The 19,568-nt window shown below is 60.0% G+C and carries 21 protein-coding genes and 1 other RNA gene; 13 read left to right on the top strand and 9 right to left on the bottom strand.

The features are described 5' to 3' along the window. Positions 1-151 precede the first annotated feature (151 nt). From FHT87_RS08915 to FHT87_RS08900, 4 genes are all read left to right on the top strand, one after another. Positions 152-2,461 (top strand): transglycosylase domain-containing protein, encoded by a 2,310-nt coding sequence (locus FHT87_RS08915; protein WP_183727514.1) that lies wholly within the window; start codon positions 152-154, stop codon positions 2,459-2,461. Positions 2,462-2,766: 305 nt separating this feature from the next. Continuing rightward, entirely contained in the window at positions 2,767-4,677 is a 1,911-nt protein-coding gene (dnaK, locus tag FHT87_RS08910; RefSeq protein ID WP_183727512.1) for a molecular chaperone DnaK, read from the top strand. Positions 4,678-4,758: 81 nt separating this feature from the next. Next, positions 4,759-5,889: a molecular chaperone DnaJ gene (dnaJ, locus tag FHT87_RS08905; protein ID WP_183727502.1), complete on the top strand. Its 1,131-nt coding sequence runs from the start codon at positions 4,759-4,761 to the stop codon at positions 5,887-5,889. Positions 5,890-6,195: 306 nt separating this feature from the next. Beyond that, positions 6,196-6,402, top strand: a complete 207-nt coding sequence (locus tag FHT87_RS08900; RefSeq protein WP_183727500.1) for a hypothetical protein — start codon at positions 6,196-6,198, stop codon at positions 6,400-6,402. A gap of 32 nt (positions 6,403-6,434) precedes the next feature. Here the strand turns inward: FHT87_RS08900 and FHT87_RS08895 are convergent, their stop codons facing one another. Next, positions 6,435-6,800 (bottom strand): helix-turn-helix transcriptional regulator, encoded by a 366-nt coding sequence (locus FHT87_RS08895; protein ID WP_183727498.1) that lies wholly within the window; start codon positions 6,798-6,800, stop codon positions 6,435-6,437. A gap of 275 nt (positions 6,801-7,075) precedes the next feature. Here FHT87_RS08895 and FHT87_RS08890 point away from each other — a divergent pair, with 275 nt between their 5' ends. From FHT87_RS08890 to FHT87_RS08875, 4 genes are all read left to right on the top strand, one after another. After that, positions 7,076-7,276, top strand: a complete 201-nt coding sequence (locus FHT87_RS08890; protein ID WP_183727496.1) for a hypothetical protein — start codon at positions 7,076-7,078, stop codon at positions 7,274-7,276. Between the two features lie 76 nt (positions 7,277-7,352). Then, on the top strand, positions 7,353-8,477 hold the full coding sequence (gene recF, locus FHT87_RS08885) for a DNA replication/repair protein RecF (RefSeq protein ID WP_183801187.1): 1,125 nt from the start codon (positions 7,353-7,355) through the stop codon (positions 8,475-8,477). Further along, entirely contained in the window at positions 8,474-9,298 is an 825-nt protein-coding gene (locus tag FHT87_RS08880) for a molybdopterin-synthase adenylyltransferase MoeB (protein WP_183801180.1), read from the top strand. The genes recF and FHT87_RS08880 overlap by 4 nt, the downstream gene beginning before the upstream one ends. Next, on the top strand, positions 9,295-9,768 hold the full coding sequence (locus FHT87_RS08875; protein ID WP_183801177.1) for a GNAT family N-acetyltransferase: 474 nt from the start codon (positions 9,295-9,297) through the stop codon (positions 9,766-9,768). Before FHT87_RS08880 ends, FHT87_RS08875 begins: the two co-directional genes overlap by 4 nt. Before the next feature lie 120 nt (positions 9,769-9,888). Here FHT87_RS08875 and FHT87_RS08870 read toward each other — a convergent pair whose 3' ends face one another. Then, positions 9,889-10,890 (bottom strand): D-glycerate dehydrogenase, encoded by a 1,002-nt coding sequence (locus FHT87_RS08870; protein ID WP_183727488.1) that lies wholly within the window; start codon positions 10,888-10,890, stop codon positions 9,889-9,891. Between the two features lie 177 nt (positions 10,891-11,067). Here FHT87_RS08870 and FHT87_RS08865 point away from each other — a divergent pair, with 177 nt between their 5' ends. Further along, positions 11,068-11,610, top strand: a complete 543-nt coding sequence (locus tag FHT87_RS08865) for an SH3 domain-containing protein (RefSeq protein WP_183727486.1) — start codon at positions 11,068-11,070, stop codon at positions 11,608-11,610. Here the strand turns inward: FHT87_RS08865 and FHT87_RS08860 are convergent. Beyond that, a complete protein-coding gene (locus FHT87_RS08860) occupies positions 11,603-12,595 on the bottom strand; it encodes an adenosine kinase (protein ID WP_183801174.1) in 993 nt (330 codons plus the stop codon). The two genes, FHT87_RS08865 and FHT87_RS08860, sit on opposite strands and share 8 nt — an antisense overlap. A gap of 404 nt (positions 12,596-12,999) precedes the next feature. On the opposite strand from FHT87_RS08860, the gene FHT87_RS08855 reads away from it, so the two are divergent. Beyond that, a complete protein-coding gene (locus FHT87_RS08855) occupies positions 13,000-13,947 on the top strand; it encodes an AEC family transporter (protein WP_183801172.1) in 948 nt (315 codons plus the stop codon). Positions 13,948-14,003: 56 nt separating this feature from the next. On the opposite strand, the gene FHT87_RS08850 is transcribed toward FHT87_RS08855, so the two are convergent. Further along, the gene (locus FHT87_RS08850; RefSeq protein ID WP_183727480.1) at positions 14,004-14,576 is read right to left on the bottom strand and encodes a cytochrome c family protein; all 573 of its coding nucleotides are present in this window, start codon (positions 14,574-14,576) and stop codon (positions 14,004-14,006) included. Positions 14,577-14,730: 154 nt separating this feature from the next. On the opposite strand from FHT87_RS08850, the gene FHT87_RS08845 reads away from it, so the two are divergent. Both FHT87_RS08845 and FHT87_RS08840 read left to right on the top strand, forming a co-directional pair. Next, the gene (locus FHT87_RS08845; RefSeq protein ID WP_183727478.1) at positions 14,731-15,486 is read left to right on the top strand and encodes a 3-deoxy-manno-octulosonate cytidylyltransferase; all 756 of its coding nucleotides are present in this window, start codon (positions 14,731-14,733) and stop codon (positions 15,484-15,486) included. Between the two features lie 12 nt (positions 15,487-15,498). Next, a complete protein-coding gene (locus FHT87_RS08840) occupies positions 15,499-16,353 on the top strand; it encodes a prephenate dehydratase (RefSeq protein ID WP_183727476.1) in 855 nt (284 codons plus the stop codon). A gap of 73 nt (positions 16,354-16,426) precedes the next feature. Here the strand turns inward: FHT87_RS08840 and FHT87_RS08835 are convergent, their stop codons facing one another. The 5 genes from FHT87_RS08835 to FHT87_RS08815 form a co-directional block, all read right to left on the bottom strand. Beyond that, entirely contained in the window at positions 16,427-16,795 is a 369-nt protein-coding gene (locus FHT87_RS08835) for a VOC family protein (RefSeq protein ID WP_183727474.1), read from the bottom strand. Positions 16,796-16,934: 139 nt separating this feature from the next. Continuing rightward, positions 16,935-17,156, bottom strand: a complete 222-nt coding sequence (locus FHT87_RS08830; protein ID WP_183727472.1) for a hypothetical protein — start codon at positions 17,154-17,156, stop codon at positions 16,935-16,937. Between the two features lie 71 nt (positions 17,157-17,227). Then, positions 17,228-17,923: a YafY family protein gene (locus FHT87_RS08825; RefSeq protein WP_183729140.1), complete on the bottom strand. Its 696-nt coding sequence runs from the start codon at positions 17,921-17,923 to the stop codon at positions 17,228-17,230. A 61-nt stretch (positions 17,924-17,984) separates the two neighbouring features. Continuing rightward, entirely contained in the window at positions 17,985-18,944 is a 960-nt protein-coding gene (gene nudC, locus FHT87_RS08820; RefSeq protein WP_183727470.1) for an NAD(+) diphosphatase, read from the bottom strand. Continuing rightward, positions 18,941-19,351 (bottom strand): HIT family protein, encoded by a 411-nt coding sequence (locus FHT87_RS08815; RefSeq protein WP_183801169.1) that lies wholly within the window; start codon positions 19,349-19,351, stop codon positions 18,941-18,943. The genes nudC and FHT87_RS08815 overlap by 4 nt, the downstream gene beginning before the upstream one ends. A gap of 89 nt (positions 19,352-19,440) precedes the next feature. Between FHT87_RS08815 and ffs the strand changes: the two genes are divergently transcribed. Continuing rightward, an RNA gene (gene ffs / locus FHT87_RS08810) (signal recognition particle sRNA small type) lies at positions 19,441-19,538 on the top strand. The last annotated feature ends 30 nt before the right edge of the window (positions 19,539-19,568 follow it).

The following is a 19,568-nucleotide window of genomic DNA, read 5'->3' as shown; positions in this document are numbered from 1 at the left end:
GGCTGGTTAACGGAGAAAAGGCAGGCAGGCGGGGTACTTGGTCGTATTGGTGTTGTTCTTAACAGCCCGTTAATTCGCCGCATTTACAGTTCAGTCGAATAAAACCGTTGCTCTGGGGCGCGGTCTTATAACAAGGGTCAACCGCTCCACGATGGTAGCCAGACGCAGATCAGACGACAGGATCGAACCGTCCTTCAACGGCCGTGGCGGCAGTGAGGAGGATGACGAATTCGCGCTCGATGACGACGACCGCATCGACGGGCGGCACGGCTCCAAACGTACATCGAAATCTCCCGCTCCCCGCCGCACGCCAGCGAAGCGCCGTCCCGAGCCTCGAGAACGCGAAGGCGGTGGCCTATTCGCATTCCTGCGCAGGGTCGTCTACTGGTGCATCTTGCTTGGCATCTGGGCCGGCATCGGTGTTGCCGGCCTCGTGTTCTATTATGGTTCGCGCATGCCGAGCGCCAGCACCTGGGCAATCCCCGAGCGGCCGCCGAACGTCAAGATCACCGCCGTGGACGGCAGCGCGATCGCCAACCGCGGTGCGACCGGCGGCGAAGAGCTCTCCCTGGAGAACATGTCTCCCTATATTCCCGAAGCGATCGTCGCCATCGAAGACCGACGCTTCTATTCGCATTTCGGCGTCGATCCATTCGGGCTGGCGCGCGCCTTCGTCAACAATGCGACCGGCCAGCCGATCCAGGGCGGCTCGACGCTGACGCAGCAGCTTGCCAAGAACCTGTTCCTCTCGCCCGAGCGCACGCTCGAGCGCAAGGTGCAGGAGGTGCTGCTCTCCTTCTGGCTGGAACAGAAATACACCAAGGACCAGATCCTTGCGATGTATCTGAACCGCGTCTATTTCGGCTCGAATGCCTATGGCGTGGAAGCCGCGGCGCGGCGCTATTTCAACAAGTCGGCGCGCGATGTGAACCTCGGCGAAGCAGCCCTGCTTGCGGGCCTTGTGAAAGCGCCGTCCCGCCTTTCGCCGGCCCGTGATCCGGAGGCAGCAAATGCCCGCGCGCAGATCGTGCTGCAGGCCATGCGCGACCAGGGCTATATCAGCGACGGCGAGATCAAGACGGCGATGTCGCAGACGCCGGCTTCAGCCCGCAGCTACTGGTCGGGCGCCGGACAATATGTTGCCGATATGGTGATGGACGAGCTGCAGGGGCTGGTCGGCGACGTGAAGGAAGACGTCATCGTCGATACGACCATCGACAAGAATCTCGAAAGGAAAGCCGAACAGTCGCTGGTCGACGTACTCAACAAGGAAGGCGGCAAGTTCGATGCATCGCAGGCCGCTCTTGTCTCGATCGACGGTACGGGCGCCATCCGCGCGCTCGTCGGCGGCAGGGACTATGCGACGAGCCAGTTCAACCGTGCCGTCAAGGCCAAGCGCCAGCCGGGCTCCTCCTTCAAGCCTTTCGTCTATGCCGCTGCGCTCGAAAAGGGCCTGACGCCGGATTCCGTCTTCAACGACGCGCCGATCCGCATCGGCGACTGGACGCCTGAAAATTACGAGAAGAAATACAACGGCGAAGTGACGCTCAGGACAGCGCTCGCCAAGTCGCTGAACACGGTGGCCGCCCAGCTCGTGATGTATGACGGGCCGGATCAGGTGATCAAGCTCGCCCATCGTCTCGGCATCGAATCAGACCTGCAACCCAATGCCTCGATCGCACTCGGCACCTCGGAAGTATCCCTCATGGAGCTGACGTCCTCCTATGCCGCCTTCATGAACGGTGGCTACAAAGCGACGCCGCATGTGATCCGCCGGGTGACCACCGCTGATGGCAAGGTGCTTTACGAGAACACCTACGACAATCCGCCGCGCGTGCTTTCCGAGCAGATCGTGGCCGAAATGAACATGATGATGATGGGCGTCATCAACGGCGGCACAGGCTCGAGCGCCAAGCTTCCCGGCTGGCAGGCGGCCGGCAAGACCGGCACGACGCAAAACTCGCGCGACGCATTGTTCGTCGGCTTCACCAGCAACCTGACGACGGGCGTGTGGTTCGGCAATGACGACGGCAAGCCAATGAAGAAGGTGACCGGCGGCGGGCTTCCGGCCAAAGCCTGGAAAGAATTCATGGTCGCCGCGCATAAAGGGCTTTCTCCGGCGCCGCTTTTCGGCATGGGCCAGACACTCCCCGACTCTGGCTCCAACCCCGGCGACGGCCAGCTCATGGTGCAGGCGCAGCCGGCTCCCGAGCAGCCTTCGACGGTCGGCAGCATCATTTCCGGTGTCTTCGGTGGGAATGCCGACCTAAACCGTTATCCGCCGGCGCCCGGACAGTCGCGGGCGGCGACGCCGGTGAATGGCGGACCTGTGCCGCCCGCCGATGTTGCCGACGGCGGTTACGACGACATGGTGCCGCCCGGTGATGTGGGCGGTCCGCAGGCAACGTCAGGGGCGCAGCCGCGACGCACGACCCTGCTCGATCTCATCATGGGGCAGTAGACAGTATTGGAACGGGATATGAAGACCTTTCGGGAGCACGTCCCGCGCAAGGCTCGGCATGCAAGATTTGCGTGGTTCGACGGTGCAAAGCAGACCCTTTTCCGGCTACTGTAAAAATTGAATGCAACACATTCGTTTTGCTGGATTCCGGGCCATTTCTCGCCTTGCAGTCCAGAAATCCGCTCCTTATATACGCCGCATCACCGCAATCACGATTGCGTAATCTTAGTAGACCCATCCCGTAAGGGGCTGTCAGGGAAATGCCTTACCGGGGTTCCGACAGCTTGCTTCAAGGAGAGAATGACATGGCAAAAGTAATTGGTATCGACCTTGGAACGACAAATTCCTGCGTCGCAGTCATGGACGGCAAAGACGCAAAGGTCATCGAGAATGCGGAAGGCGCGCGTACGACCCCTTCCATGGTGGCATTTTCCGATGACGGCGAACGCCTCGTCGGCCAGCCGGCCAAGCGCCAGGCGGTCACCAACCCGACGAACACGCTCTTCGCCGTAAAGCGCCTCATCGGCCGCCGTTACGAAGATCCGACCGTCGAGAAGGACAAGCACCTCGTTCCCTTCACCATCGTCAAGGGTGACAACGGCGACGCCTGGGTCGAAGCCAACGGTAAGGGCTACTCGCCCGCACAGATTTCCGCGATGATCCTTCAGAAGATGAAGGAAACCGCCGAGTCCTATCTCGGTGAAAAGGTCGAAAAGGCCGTCATCACCGTTCCCGCGTACTTCAACGACGCGCAGCGTCAGGCAACCAAGGATGCCGGCAAGATCGCCGGTCTTGAAGTGCTCCGCATCATCAACGAGCCGACCGCTGCTGCGCTCGCCTACGGCCTCGACAAGAAGGACGGCAAGACGATCGCCGTTTACGACCTTGGTGGCGGTACCTTCGATATCTCGATCCTTGAGATCGGTGACGGCGTCTTCGAAGTGAAGTCAACCAACGGCGATACTTTCCTCGGCGGTGAAGACTTCGACATGCGCCTCGTCGAATATCTCGTTGCCGAGTTCAAGAAGGACAACGGTATCGACCTGAAGAACGACAAGCTCGCTCTGCAGCGCCTCAAGGAAGCTGCCGAAAAGGCAAAGATCGAGCTGTCCTCTTCGCAGCAGACCGAAATCAACCTGCCGTTCATCACGGCCGACGCTTCCGGTCCGAAGCACCTGACGCTGAAGCTGACCCGCGCCAAGCTCGAAAGCCTGGTCGACGATCTCGTTCAGCGCACGATCGCTCCGTGCAAGGCAGCTCTCAAGGATGCCGGCGTCACCGCAGCTGAGATCGACGAAGTCGTTCTCGTCGGTGGTATGAGCCGCATGCCGAAGGTCCAGGAAGTCGTCAAGCAGCTGTTCGGCAAGGAACCGCACAAGGGCGTCAACCCGGACGAAGTCGTTGCTCTCGGCGCCGCCATCCAGGCCGGCGTTCTGCAGGGCGACGTCAAGGACGTTCTGCTTCTCGACGTGACCCCGCTGTCTCTCGGCATCGAAACGCTCGGTGGTGTCTTCACCCGTCTGATCGAACGCAACACGACGATCCCGACGAAGAAGAGCCAGACCTTCTCGACCGCCGACGACAACCAGCAGGCCGTCACCATCCGCGTCTCGCAGGGCGAGCGTGAAATGGCTGCCGACAACAAGCTGCTCGGCCAGTTCGACCTCGTCGGCCTGCCGCCGGCACCGCGCGGCGTTCCGCAGATCGAAGTCACCTTCGATATCGACGCGAACGGCATCGTGCAGGTTTCGGCCAAGGACAAGGGCACCGGCAAGGAACAGCAGATCCGCATCCAGGCTTCCGGTGGTCTCTCCGACGCCGACATCGAAAAGATGGTCAAGGATGCCGAATCGCATGCCGCCGAAGACAAGAAGCGCCGCGAAGGTGTGGAAGCCAAGAACCAGGCCGAAAGCCTGATCCACTCCACGGAAAAGTCGCTCAAGGATTACGGCGACAAGGTTTCCGAAGCCGATCGTACCGCAATCTCCGACGCGATTGCCGCTCTGAAGTCCGCAACCGAGGCAACCGAAGCCGACGCCGAAGACATCAAGGCCAAGACCCAGACGCTCATGGAAGTTTCCATGAAGCTCGGCCAGGCGATCTATGAAGCCCAGCAGGCCGAAGGCGGCACGACCGACGCTTCGGCCGAGGATGACAATGTCGTCGATGCCGACTACGAAGAAGTCAAGGACGACGACCGCAAGAAGTCCGCGTAATCGTGGGCTGGCGGCTTTCGCTAGACGATAGACATCCGGCTGCTCACCATGGCAGCCGGAAATCCATTTCCGGGGCTTAAATTGGCAAAAGCGGACTTCTACGAAACTCTGGGTGTAGCCAAGACGGCGGATGAAAAAGAGCTGAAGAGCGCCTTCCGCAAGCTGGCAATGAAATACCATCCGGACAAGAACCCGGATGACAAAGATGCCGAACGCAAGTTCAAGGAAATCAACGAAGCCTACGAAACGCTGAAGGACCCGCAGAAGCGCGCGGCCTACGACCGTTACGGCCATGCGGCCTTCGAGCATGGCGGCATGGGTGGTCCCGGCGGCGGCGGATTTGCCGGTGGCGGTTTCTCCGACATCTTCGAGGATATTTTCGGCGAGATGATGGGCGGCGGCCGTGGACGGCAACGCTCTTCGGGCGGCCGCGAACGCGGCGCCGACCTTCGCTACAACATGGAAATCTCGCTGGAAGAGGCTTACTCCGGCAAGACGGCGCAGATCCGCGTTCCGACGTCGATTACCTGCGACGTCTGTTCCGGCTCCGGCGCGAAGCCCGGCACGCAGCCGAAGACCTGCGGCACCTGCCAGGGCTCGGGCCGCGTGCGCGCAGCACAGGGGTTCTTTTCGATCGAACGTACCTGCCCGACTTGCCATGGTCGCGGTCAGATCATTCCCGATCCGTGCCCGAAGTGCCACGGCCAGGGCCGTGTGACCGAAGAGCGTTCGCTTTCGGTCAACATCCCTGCTGGCATTGAGGACGGCACCCGCATTCGCCTGCAGGGCGAAGGCGAAGCCGGCATGCGCGGCGGCCCGGCGGGCGATCTCTATATCTTCCTGTCGGTGAAGCCGCATGAGTTCTATCAGCGCGACGGAGCCGATCTCTATTGCGCCGTGCCGATCTCCATGACGACGGCAGCGCTCGGCGGCACCTTCGATGTGGCAACGCTCGACGGCACCAAGTCGCGCGTCACCGTTCCCGAGGGTACGCAGGCCGGCAAACAGTTCCGCCTGAAGAGCAAGGGCATGCCGGTGCTGCGTTCCAGCCAGACCGGTGATCTCTACATCCAGATCCAGATCGAGACGCCGCAGAAGCTTTCCAAGCGCCAGCGCGAGCTTCTGCAGGAATTCGAACAGCTCTCCTCCAAGGAGAACAATCCGGAATCGACGGGCTTCTTTGCCCGGATGAAGGAATTCTTCGAGGGCTGATCTCGATATCTCTACAGCATCGGCCCGAAAATCGGAATCGATTTTCGGGCCGATGCTGTAGATTCAAAGAGTTAGAGCGTCCTTTGTGCGTCCGAACGGACGCACGGCGCTCTAAGGTTACAAAAGCCGGAGGTTCCGCCTCCGGCTTTTTTCGTGCGCGCCCCAATCCGGGACACGTGTATCAGGCCGGGACGCAGGTCGACACGCAGACGTTTTGTGTTAACGCAGAGACCGGATGATGCTTGCAAGTTCCTGAAATCCATACTGTCTTTGGCCCGCAGTCCGGGACTAACAGAGGGTATATCCATGTCGGCAACGAACTTTTCCAACTGCCTGTCCGAAGATGTCGATGCGCTGGCAGGTGCGCTCTATACGTGGTGCGCCGAACGCAACATCAAGCTCCGCAGCCAGCAGGGCCTTTCGATCGCCAGCATCGCGATCGACCTCTATCATGCCGGCCATCAGACACAGGATGCCCTGCTCGTTGCGCTGCACGAGCGCGAGCTTCACTGAATCTCGATAGTTTCAAGGATGCTTGGAACGCTTCAGGCGGCGTTTTCGGTCGCCTGACCGCTCATGAGATTGAGGATCGTCTTGACCGCCTGCTTGCCCGCAGACGAACTCAACCTGTCATAGCTGACCGCCAGCTCATAAGCCTCGGGGCTCAGCTCAACACGATTGGTGAACTGGGAAATGCCGGTACCTTCGAAAAGCTCGGAAATATCCACTCCAAGGAAGACCGCTATCTGATGCAGTTTGCTGGCAGAGACGCGGTTCGTCCCCTTCTCGTATTTCTGAATCTGCTGGAATGTAAGACCTAACGCTTCACCGAGTTCCAGTTGAGAAACACGTCGGCGAGCGCGAAGTTGTCTCACGTTGCGACCGACAATGATATCAACCGGATCTGGCACTGCAGCATTCTCTCCCGATAAACCCTTTATTTACCATATAGCGTCAGCTGAATATCTCAACCCGGAAGTTGCAAATTTCAACCGACTTTTTTTGGGCATTATACCGCCTAAAGAGTTGTCTCCTTGAAAATTATACAACCTTAATTCCTCATTTGATCCCTTAATGGCGATATCGCAAAAAATTGAACACCCTTTAGTTGACTTCATTGCATGCGGCGATAGTTAGTCGCGCCGACCCCCTATAACGCGTCCGACAAGAGGCTTCGAATACTGCGATGACATCCGCTCCCACCGGGAAATCTGATGCCGACAGTATCGTCATCGATATGCGCCGCCAGAGGCTGACGATGATCCTCGACTCGTTGAAATCCTTGCGCGGCTCGATCGAAGACCGACCGGATCTTCTCCACTGGATCGAAAAGGCGATTGCGGAGGCCGAAGCGCAGCTTGAGGCTCCCGTCCCTCGTAGGCATTAGAGACATAAGCAGCTCTCAGCCTTGATATCCTGATGGCTTCGGCTTAGCTGTCAGCCCTAATGATTCCGGATATCCGATGCCGCACAAGGTTTCCCTTTCCCGCCTGAAGCTGACCGATTTTCGCAATTACGCATCGGCCTCGCTTTCGTTCGACGGGCGGCATGTGGTGCTGACCGGTGACAACGGCGCCGGCAAGACCAACCTCATGGAGGCTGTCTCCTTCCTCTCGCCCGGACGCGGGCTGCGCCGCGCCGCCTATGGCGACATCACCCGCGTGCATGCGACGGGTGGGTTTTCTATCTTTGTCGAACTCGATGGCATGGAAGGCGATGTCGAGATCGGCACCGGGATCGATGCCAGCGACGAGACGACCACGCGCCGGCTGCGCATCAATGGAACGACCGCGAAAACGGTCGACGAGTTGACGGACCATTTGCGCGTACTCTGGCTCACTCCGGCCATGGATGGGCTCTTTACCGGCGGCTCGTCCGAACGCCGGCGGTTCCTCGACCGGCTGGTGCTGTCCCTCGACCCTGAACATGGCAGGCGGGCCAGCGATTTCGAACGCGCCATGCGCAGCCGCAACAGGTTGCTCGACGAAGGCCGTTTCGATCCGTCCTGGCTTTCCGGTATCGAGGAGCAGATGGCAAGCCTCGGCATCGCCATGGCGCTCGCCCGGCAGGAGATGCTCGGCCTGCTGACGCGGCTGATCGAAGAAAGCCGCGAGACCTCCCCCTTCCCATCGGCATCGCTGCAGCTCTCGGGCTTCATGGACGGCCAGTTCTCCAGGCCTTCGGTCGATCTGGAAGACGAATATGCGGCGACACTCGCCGCCAACCGTTATCGCGATGCCGGCGCCGGACGCACCCTGGAGGGGCCGCATCGCGCCGATCTCATCGTGCATCATCGCGAGAAGCAGATGGAAGCAGCGCGCTGCTCGACCGGTGAGCAAAAGGCCCTGCTGGTTGGCCTCGTGCTTGCCCATGCGCGGCTCGTCGGCAATCTCACGGGCCATGCGCCGGTTCTGCTCCTGGACGAGATCGCCGCCCATCTCGACGAGGGGCGTCGTGCTGCACTGTTCGACCTCATAGACGGGCTTGGGGGCCAAGCCTTCATGACCGGAACGGACCATCAGATGTTTGCGGCACTTGGCGAGCGGGCGCAGTTTTTCACGGTTGCCGACGGAAGGGTTTTCGAATGAGCGATAGTGCTTCTCCTGCCGGTTCGGGGCGTGATAGCATCAGACCCATGGAACCTCTGAGCCCGGACGAAATTGCGCGTTATCATCGTCATATCCTGCTGCCGGAAATCGGTGGCGCGGGTCAGCAGAAGCTGAAGGCCGCGCGCGTGCTGGTGATCGGCGCCGGAGGGCTTGGTGCGCCGATCCTGCAATATCTGGCCGCCGCAGGCGTCGGCACGCTCGGCATTGCCGATGACGACCGCGTTTCGCTCTCCAATCTGCAGCGGCAGGTTGTCCACGATTCCGGCACGATCGGCGAGCTGAAGACGGAGAGCGCAGCGCAAGCGATTACGCGACTGAACCCGCATATCAAGGTCATCCGGTTCACCGAGCGCTTTTCGGCAGACGCTGCGCGCCGACACCTTTCGGGCTTCGATCTCTTGATCGACGGCTCCGATAATTTCGACACGCGTTATGCGGCTGCCGATGCAGCCGAGGAAGCGCACATCCCGCTCGTCACCGGTGCCGTCGGCCGCTTCGACGGATCGCTGACCGTACTGAAACCCTATGAGACTACCGAAGACGGCACGGCCAATCCCGGCTATCGCGATCTCTTTCCGGAGGCGCCGCCGGCCGGACTGATCCCCGCCTGCGCGGAAGCCGGGATCATCGGCGCACTGACGGGCGTGATCGGCACGCTGATGGCCATGGAGGCGATCAAGCTCATTACCGGTGCCGGCGAACCGCTGATCGGCCGGCTGCTGCTCTATGATGCGCTATCGGCCCGTTTCGATACGATCCGCTACAAGCGTCGGCGCGCGAAGCAGAGCAAGACTGCATGACGCCTTTCCGCATCGATGAGAGCTTTGCCCGCTGGAGCGAGTTGCTCGATCTCGTTCTCGCATCTTTCGCCTATATGGAAGGCCGCATCGATCCGCCCTCGTCCGCAATCCGCCTGACGGTGGAATCGCTCGCGGAAAAAGCAAAGGCAGAAATCGCCTATGCCGTGGAGAATGACGGACGGCTCGCCGGATGCATTTTCCTGCGTCCGGAGACGGACTGTCTCTATGTCGGAAAGCTTGCGGTTCTGCCATCGGCACAAGGCAAAGGCATCGGCCGTCGCCTGCTTGATATCGCCGAGAAGACGGCGTGCGATCTCGGCCTTCCGGCATTAAGGCTCGAGACGCGGATAGAACTCGTCAGCAATCACTCGACTTTCGCCGCCTGGGGCTTTGCCAAGACCGCAGAGAAGTCCCATCCGGGCTTTGTGCGTGCGACATTTATCGAGATGCGGAAAGCGCTTGCCGGCTAAGGATGGGAGGCCTCTGCATAATTCCTTAAATCGGAATCGATTTAAGGGCAAAATTATGCAGAAACTCAAAGTGTTACAGCGTCCTTTGCGCGTCTTAAAAGACGCGCGGCGCTGTAGCCCTCACCGTCCGGGCAACACCCGGTTCGGCGGCCGGTGACCGTCCATGAAAGCGCGGATGTTGATGATGACCTTGTCGCCCATCTCCGCACGTCCCTCGATCGTCGCCGAACTCATATGCGGCAACAGCACGACCTTGCCCTCGTTGGCGAGCTTCACCAGCTTCGGATTGACCATCGGTTCGTTTTCGAAAACATCGAGGCCGGCGCCGGCGAGCTTTCCTTCTCGCAGGCATTTGATGAGAGCCGCCTCGTCGATCACGTCACCGCGGGCGGTGTTGACGAGATAGGCCGTCGGCTGCAGCAACGCCAGGCGTCGTGCCGAGAGCAGATGGAAGGTCGCCGGTGTCGAGGGGCAATTGACCGAGACGATATCGACGCGGGCGAGCATCTGATCGAGGCTTTCCCAGTAGGTCGCCTCCAATTCGTCCTCGGTTGCCGGATTGACGCGCTTGCGGTTGTGATAATGGATCGACAGGCCGAAGGCCTTGGCGCGTCGCGCAACAGCCGTGCCGATACGGCCCATGCCGACGATGCCGATGCGCTTTCCATGCATGCGACGGCCGAGCATCCAGGTTGGCGACCAGCCGGCCCATTCGCCGGGCCTGTCAGTCAGCACGCGTGCACCCTCGCCAATCCGGCGCGGTACGGCAAGGATCAGCGCCATGGCCATGTCGGCGGTGTCCTCGGTCAGCACATTCGGCGTGTTGGTGACGGTGATGCCTTTACGCGCCGCCGCCTCCACATCGATATGATCGGTGCCGTTCGAAAAGCTGGCGATCAGCTTCAACTGCGGTCCGGCATGTTCGATGAGTGCTGCGTCGATCCGGTCCGTTACGGTCGGCACGAGCACGTCGCAGCTCTTGACGGCTTCGGCAAGCTCAAGGGCGGATCGCGGCGTGTCGTCGATATTCAACTCGGCATCGAAAAGCTCGCGCATACGGGTTTCGACGACATCAGGCAGCTTTCGGGTTATGTAGACCTTCGGTTTTTTCTTCGTTGTCATAGCAGCTTGCGGTGCCTTGTTCAGAGGTCTTTAACCAAGTTGGACGATCATTTCCCCATTACGGGCATTTTCTACCAGACCCGCACGCGAAGACAAACAAAACTCGCGAGGCGACCGGGGAATCCCGGAAAGCGAGCAGGCAGGACCTGCTTCGAATTCGAGCCAACGGAAGCTTCCATGCGTCGCACTGTTTTAAAGTCCTGCCTCGCCCTGGCGGTTGCCTTTGCCGTATCGGCAGGCACAGTTGAATTTGCGCAAGCCCAGGCGGCGGCCAAGGGGCCGAGCGGCCTGCCGCTGCCGCGTTTCGTGACGCTGAAGTCCAAGCGCGTCAATCTGCGCATCGGACCGGGAACGGATTACGCCGTTTCCTGGCTCTATCTGAAGTCGGGATTGCCGGTCGAAATCATTCAGGAATATGACAACTGGCGCCGCATCCGCGATGCGGACGGAACCGAGGGCTGGGTCAATCAGTCGCTGCTGTCAGGCCAGCGCGCCGCTATCGCCGCGCCGTGGATGAAGGGCAAGGGCAAGAGCGTCTATGTCAACCTCCGCCGTGAAGCACAGCCTTCTTCCAGCATCGTCGCCAAGTTGGAACCCGGCGTGATGATCACGATCGGTGAATGCAGCGGAGAGTGGTGCTTCGCAAAGACCGACGGCGCCGAGGGCTGGGTGGCGCAGTCGGAAATCTGGGGTGCCTATCCGGGCGAGGCCTTTAAATAAGGCCTGCCTCCTTTGCGGCTTCGGACAGCGACTTCATCGGCCGCGGGCCGATTTGCTGGATTACGATGCCGGCGGCAAGGCAGCCGAGCTTGCCGCAATCTTCCAGCGTGCGGCCCTGGGTATAGCCGTAGAGGAAACCTGAGGCGAAGAGGTCGCCGGCGCCGGTCGTATCGACGACTTCGTTGATCTTGATTGCATCGACGTAATGGCGCTCGTTGCCCTTCAGGATCACGGCACCGTTCTCGCTCATAGTCACGGCGGCGATCCTGCAATCCTTGGCGATCTTGTTCAGCGCTTCTTCGAAATCGTCGGTCTCGTAAAGCGACAGCACTTCCTGGCGATTGGCGAAGACGATGTCGATTTTGCCGGACCGCATGAGATCCAGGAACTCACCGCGATAACGGTCGACGCAGAAGCTGTCGGAGAGCGTCATCGACATTTCGCGGCCGTTCTCATGGGCGATGCGGGCGCAATCAAGGATCGCCTCCTTGGCGCGCGGCGGATCCCAAAGATAACCTTCGAAATAGGTCACCTTGGCATCGGCCACGACATCTGCTTCGACATCTTCAGGCCCGAGTTCGACGCAGGCGCCGAGATAGGTGTTCATCGAGCGTTCGCCGTCATCGGTGACGAAGATCATCGAACGCGCAGTCGGGGGAAACGTGCCCTTGGCCCTAGTCCGGTAATGGACGCCCTGGGCACGGATATCATGCGCGAAGATCTCGCCGAGCTGGTCTTCCGCGACCTTGCCGAAATAGGCGGCCTTGCCGCCGAGGCTTGCAACGCCGGCGGCCGTATTGCCGGCGCTGCCGCCGGACGCTTCAAGCGCCGGCCCCATGCGGGAATAGAGCAGTTCGGCACGGTCGGCATCGATGAGGTTCATCGCCGCCTTGGTGATCTTGTTGTCAATGAGGAACTGGTCGTCGCAACGGGCGATGATGTCGACGATTGCGTTGCCGACTGTCAGAACATCGAATTTTGTCATGAAATGGAAAGTCCCGGATTTGTGATAGCCGGTAGTCGGTGTTAGCGAAATTTGCCGGCATTGAAAGGATAAAGAGCAGATCACGCTCTAAGTCTTCGTAAAATTGCCGTTTATCCTTCATGCCGCTGTCACTTTGCCTGCCTAAAAACAGTGTTGGCAAAACCGGCATGCAGGTATCTCGTACGGCCGGATATGGGAGGGATGATCCCTTCAGTCATACCGGAACGATGCTGACCACGGATGAACTGGCAGTATCGTGATCGGGTATCCGGCCTTGCCGGATGCGGAAAAGCGGGCTGAGCCCGTTTTTTTTGTTGCGGCGCGAAAAAAATCGTATCCGCTGCATTTGTCATGGCCGGCAATTTGCTGTTAGACCTCGGCATTCCCGCGCAGAGCAGCAGTTCATGTCAGCCATCATCTTCGACGTTCTTCCGATCTTCCTTCTCATTCTCATCGGCTGGCTGATCGTCCGCGTCGGAGTGCTGACCGCAAATGTCGGCGATGCCTTGAGCGAGTTCGTCTTCAAGATCGCCGTGCCTCTGCTGCTTTTCCGCACCATCGCCGAAGCCGATTTCCATGGCGCGTCGCCTTTCCGGCTCTGGATCGTCTATTTCTCCGGCGTCGCGGTGACATGGACGGCCGGGCACATCGTCGCTACGCGCTTCTTCGGGCGCGATGAGCGGATTGGCGTGCTTGCGGGCGTATCCTCGGCTTTCGCCAACAACATCTTCATCGGTCTGCCGCTGGTCGAGCGCACCGTGGGCAGCGAAGGGCTTGTTGCCCTTTCCATCCTGCTTGCCGTGCATCTGCCGATCATGATGGTGGCGGGCACAATCATGATGGAACATGCCGAGCGCAAGATTTCCGGCAAGAGCGACCGCAGCATGACACTGGTGCTGAAGCAGATCGGCCTGAACCTGCTGCACAACCCGCTGGTCATCGGCATCGCGGCAGGCGCTCTCTTTCACGTCTCTGGCCTGACCATGCCAGCAACGATCAGTTCAGTTGTCGGCCAGATCGCCGGCACGGCCGGTCCGGCGGCACTGATTTCGCTCGGCATGGCGCTGCGGAAATACGGAGTCTCCGGCAATGTCGGGATCGCCAGCGCAACCTCAACCTTCAAGCTGCTGCTGCTGCCTGGCTGCGTGTGGGCAGCAAGCCATCTTTTCGGCCTCAGCAACGAATGGGCAGCGGCTCTGGTGCTGACCGCATCGGTGCCGACAGGGGTGAATGCCTGGCTGATCGCCAACCGCTTCGGCGTCGGCCACAGCCTTGCCGCGTCGACGATCACGGTGACCACAGCGCTCGGCGCCATCACTGTTTCCTTCTGGGCCTATATTCTCGGCGCCTGAGGCAGCAAAAAGCCCGGCTTTTGACCGGGCTTCTTCTCGGAAACAACTCGTCGTTCTTACTGCGTTGCAGTCGGAGCATTCGGATCCGGCAGCGGAGCCGGTGAATCTGCCAGCGTGTGCAGATAGAGGATGACGTTGGCGCGATCCTGATCTTTCGGCAGACCGGCAAAGCCCATGGCGGTGCCTGGAACGTCCTTCTTCGGCGCCAGCAGGAACTTGTTGAGGTTCTCGAAGGTCCAAAGTTCGCTGCTGCCCTTGGAGAAGTCCTTCATGGCAGAAGAATAGGCGAAGCCTTCATGCGAGGCGATCGGGCGATCTACGACACCAAAGAGATTCGGGCCGACCTTGTTCGGTCCGCCTTTGGTGCCGTCGTGACAGGCCTGACACTTCTTGAATACGGTTTCGCCGGCCTTGGCATCGGCGCTGGCAAGAAGCTTTGCGATCGGAACGGCAACAGCAGCAGGTGCGCCTTCACCGCCGGCGGCGGGTGCCTCCTCGGCGACGATGGCAAAACCTTCCTTCTCCGGCGCTTCCGAATGGAAGATCCCCTCGGAGGCAATGGAGACCGACATCAGAACGAAGATCGTTCCCAGCAGCGCCCCCACGGCCGTATTGACGTATGAATTCATCTGCAATGCTCCCCTTGCAGCCGGCAGACCAGAAACCGGACCATCTTGAAATTGCGCGGAACCTATGTCTTTTGGCTATTCGTTGCAACTGTCTAAATGGTCTTGTGCATGAGACTTTTTGCCACTTTTCAGCCCGGATTAGAAGGCCCGAACAATGACTGATTCAAAATTAGATGAAGTGCTGGTGTTGATCCCCGCACGCATGGCCTCTACCCGCCTTCCGGGCAAGCCGCTGGCCGATATTTGCGGTTTGCCGATGATCGTCCAAGTGGCGAAACGAGCGCAGGAAGCGGAAATCGGGCGCGTCATCGTGGCGGTCGACGACCAGGACGTTTTCGACACCGTTGCGGCAGCGGGCTTTGAGGTGATCATGACGAGCAGGGATCATCAGGTCGGCTCGGACCGTATCTTCGAAGCGCTGACGATTGTCGACCCGGACAAAAGGGCGAAAATCATCGTGAACGTCCAGGGCGATCTTCCGACGATCGATCCGGAAACGGTGCGTGCAGCATTGCGTCCCCTCGATAACCCCGAGGTCGATATCGGCACGCTGACGACTGAGATCGACACAGAGGAGGACAAGACCGCACCGCACATCGTCAAGGTCGTCGGCACGCCTGTCTCAGAAAGCCGTCTGCGCGCGCTTTACTTCACGCGTACGACCGCGCCGTACGGCGAAGGGCCGCTCTATCACCATATCGGGCTCTACGCCTATCGGCGCGCCGCACTGGAGCGCTTCGTCTCCCTTGACCGTGGGACGCTGGAAAAACGCGAATCACTGGAGCAGTTGCGGGCGCTCGAAGCCGGCATGCGCATCGATGTCGAGATCGTTGACACCGTTCCGCTCGGTGTCGATACTCCAGCCGACCTCGAAAAGGCGCGGCGCATTCTCTCCGCGATGGCCAACTGACGGATTTTCTTCATGAACATCAAGACCAACAGGATCGCCTTCCAGGGCGACTTCGGCGCCAATTCCGACATGGCGAGCCGCGACATGTTTCCGACCATGGAGCCGCTGCCCTGCCAGACCTTCGAGGATGCCTTCACGGCGGTCGACAATGGTGACGCCGATATCGGCATGATCCCGATCGAAAACACAATCGCGGGCCGCGTTGCCGACATCCACCACCTGCTGCCGGAATCACGCCTGCACATCATCGGCGAATATTTCATGCCAATCCGCTTCCAGCTGATGGTACTGCCGGGTGTGACGAAGGACGAGATCCGCACCGTTCACAGCCATATCCATGCACTTGGCCAATGCCGCAAAATCGTTCGCGCCAATGGCTGGAAGCCTGTGATCGCCGGCGATACGGCAGGGGCTGCCAAGCTCGTCAAGGAAACCGGCGACCGCTCCATGGCGGCGCTTGCGCCACGCCTTGCCGCCGATCTCTACGGTCTCGATATCATCGCCGAGAATGTCGAGGACACGGAAAACAACGTGACGCGCTTCGTCGTGCTGTCGCGCGATGAGGAATGGGCAGAACGCTCGGCCAGTGACGAGAAGATCGTCACCACCTTCGTCTTCAACGTCCGCAACATTCCGGCCGCCCTCTACAAGGCGCTCGGCGGTTTTGCGACAAACAACATCAACATGACGAAGCTCGAGAGCTACCAGCTCGGCGGCAAATTTGTAGCGACGCAGTTTTATGCCGACATCGAGGGCCATCCGAACGACGCGAATGTACGCCGGGCCTTGGAAGAACTGCGCTTCTTCTCCGAGAAGGTCCGCATCCTCGGCGTCTACAAGGGCCATCCGATGCGGGGACTTCTTTAGGCGCTGCGGCCAGCAACGCAACAAACCTCTCCGGCGCAGAGGCCGGAGAGGTTTTTCAAGCATGATCCGCTATTTATTTATCCGGCTCACAAACACGCAACCGGTGTCCATCCGGATCCAGCACGACGAAGGTCGGACCGAAGTCGAGTTCGGTCAGTTCCTGGGCGACGGGCAAGCCGCGATTGCGCCAGTCTTCGTAATGCCTGGCGACGGCGTTTTCGCCATCAACCATGAAGGCAACCTCGCCACGATTGCCGATGGCAGACGGTTGAGGCTCGACCTTGCTGCGGCGCCAGAGGCCGAGGGTGAAGCCGCCATCGAGCGGGAAGGCGACGAAATTCGGCGCTTCCACGGCCGGCTCACGGCTCAGGATATTGCGGTAGAAGGCGGCGCTTTCGGCAGGATCCTTGACATAGAGGATAATGAGATTGGGGCTGGCCATTTCGGCTCTCCATTAGGGTTGAAAGATACCCGGCCGAAAGCTGCTGCTGTCAATTTGTGGCAGCAGCCCTCCTATGACGGCGCTGCTGGGAGCGCCGCTTCGTTACCGGGAAGAATATCGATAGTGCCGGCGTGCGGCCTCAGCGGAAGAGATCATCGCCAACACGCCAGTCCTGACCATCCATCAGGCCGAGATCGCGCTTGCGCCATGACGGCATCGTTTCGAGATCAAGCCGCGGACGGCGCAACGACGGCGTTACGAACCGATCCGCAAACAGGCGCACCAGACGAGAGCGAAGGGTTTTTCCGGCTTCGGCGGAAGTACGACGGCCGGCATATTGAACAACTTGAGACATTCCCATGATCAGTACTCCTTTCCTGCTGGACTGGTACTGATAATAGCGCTTCCTGCTGACAGTTTATGGCAGTAGCGTTAGTGCTCGATCGGGGTATCCTGCGTGTCCCGCCATTCCTTCAGGAGGACGGTGCGGCGGCGCGGATAACGCGTGTCGTGGATCGTCATATCGATGATGCGATCGGTGCGGAAATGACGGAAATCCTGACGCAGCTCGCACCAGGCCATGATGATGCGCACATGCTCGAAATAGCCAAGCGCGAAGGGCCAGACACGACGGCGGGAGATACGCCCCTGCTCGTCGCCATAATGCAATTCAAGGATACGCTCCAGGCGGATCGCCTTGCGAATGGCCGAAACATCCGCCCTGTCCTCATCCTGCCGCTTTCTGCCGACAAAAAGTGTGGCCGAATCGACCATGTCGCGCATGTCGGGCGGCAGCACGGCGGCAATCTTTGCCAGCGCATCGGCGCCGGCATTGGCAAGGCGCGGTTCGGCGGCGCGCGCTACCCAACGGGAGCCAAGCACCAGTGCTTCCAACTCTTCCTCGGAAAACATCATCGGCGGCAGCATGAAGCCGGGTTTCAGCACATAGCCTATGCCGGCCTCGCCCTCGATCATGGCGCCTTGCGCCTGCAGGCTCGCAATATCGCGGTAGAGGGTGCGCAGGCTGACGCCGGTTTCCTCGGCGAGCACAGTGCCGGTAACCGGCCGCCGGTAGCGCCGGAGCGTCTGAAGCAGGGTCAGCAGCCGTTCGGAGCGGGCGACCATAATTATATCCTCATGCAGACAAGCCGGACCAGGTAACGATCATCCGTCCGCTCCGGCTTCTTGCTCACCGTTTCCACTCGACCCAATCGCGCATCAGTCGATGGGCAATCGCGCCCTTCGGCGGCGATGCCTTGCCATTGGCGCCAGGACGCTCCAGCATTTCGATGGTTTCCTCGCGGGTGAACCAGCGGCAATCCTCGAGCTCGGCCTCATCGCGGTGGATATCGCGCGACTTTGCCTCGGCATAACAGCCGATCATCAGCGAATGCGGCATCGGCCAGGGCTGAGAGGCATGATAACGGATGCGCCCGGTCCTGATGCCGGATTCTTCCAGCGTTTCACGGCGAACCGCATTTTCAATGGTCTCGCCAGGCTCCAGGAAGCCTGCCAGGCAGGAATACATGCCCGGCGCGAAATGCGGGCTGCGACCGAGCAGGCAGAGATCGCGCTCTTCATCGATCGTCAGCATGATGACCACGGGGTCGGTGCGCGGGAAGATCATGTGCTCGCAAGCGGTACAGACGCGCTTGTAGCCGCCGATATGGATTTCCATCCCCGAACCGCAGCGGCCACAGAAACGGTTGTCGCTGTTCCAGCGGATGAGGCTCGCAGCCTGCGCAAACTCGCCAAGCAAGATCTCATCGACCAGTTCGTCTCGGAAGAGCGAACGGCCGTCGACCGGCTTGTACTGACTCGCCATGTCCTCGACATCGACATCCACCGGCACGGCAAGGCGCGGCTCACCGGTCTTGCGATAGCCGAGCAGCACGGTCTCGTCCCAGTTCGGCTTCAGCTCCTGCAGCTCGTAGCGGGCAAAGAGCGGATCGAGCACCTGGCCGTCATGCTTCAAAACCAACTTGTCCTTGGCGAAGGCGAAGATATGCGTCCCTTCACGGGCAAGCGCCTTCTCGACCGAGCCTTCGTCGCGATGTTCGCTGTCTCGGTTCAGGTCGTTGGCGGCAAAGGCGGTGAGATTGCTGGGTTCCGGATGCGGCACATCCGAATCGAAAAGCGAATGACTCATGGTGAAAGGGCTTCCCGCAGCTTTGCTATGAATTCGTTTCTTGTTCCGTCCTCGTAAGGCTCGGCCTTGCCAAAACCCCAGACAGGCCCCGGCCAGTTCGCATCGCCTTCGGAACGCGCAATGATATGAACATGAAGCTGGCGGACGATATTGCCAAGTGCCCCGACATTGATTTTTGTCGCACCGGTGACCTTCTTGAGCGCAGCAGAGACGAGCTCGATCTCAAAAGTGAGCAGCACCTGATCGAGCGGAGTCAGCTCGAAGATCTCCGTGATCTCTGCCCGACGCGGCACAAGGATCAGCCAGGGCCAGCGAGCATCCTTCGACAGCCTGACATCGCACAGGCCGATCACCATGATGCTTGTGCTGTCGTTTTCGAGCCTGGGGTCGAGCACGAAATCGCTCAAGGGCATTCTCCTCATGTTTTCCAATGGACTAGCAGTTTTTTTGGAGCTTGGCTTGCTTTTGATGACGTTTTTGCCGATATGTGCATCCGGGAGGTTGGTGGTGGACGAGCCACTCGCCAACCGGGTCAGGTCCGGAAGGAAGCAGCCCTAACGAGCCCCGGCACGGGTCATCGTGCCAGCCTCCCACCTTCTCTTCCAAGAAGCCCGGCATTTTCGG

The sequence above is a fragment of the Rhizobium sp. BK316 genome (assembly GCF_014193695.1).
Classification (GTDB): Bacteria; Pseudomonadota; Alphaproteobacteria; order Rhizobiales; family Rhizobiaceae; genus Rhizobium.
Note: the sequence above shows the minus strand (reverse complement) of the source record. Positions and strands in the feature narration are given on the sequence as shown.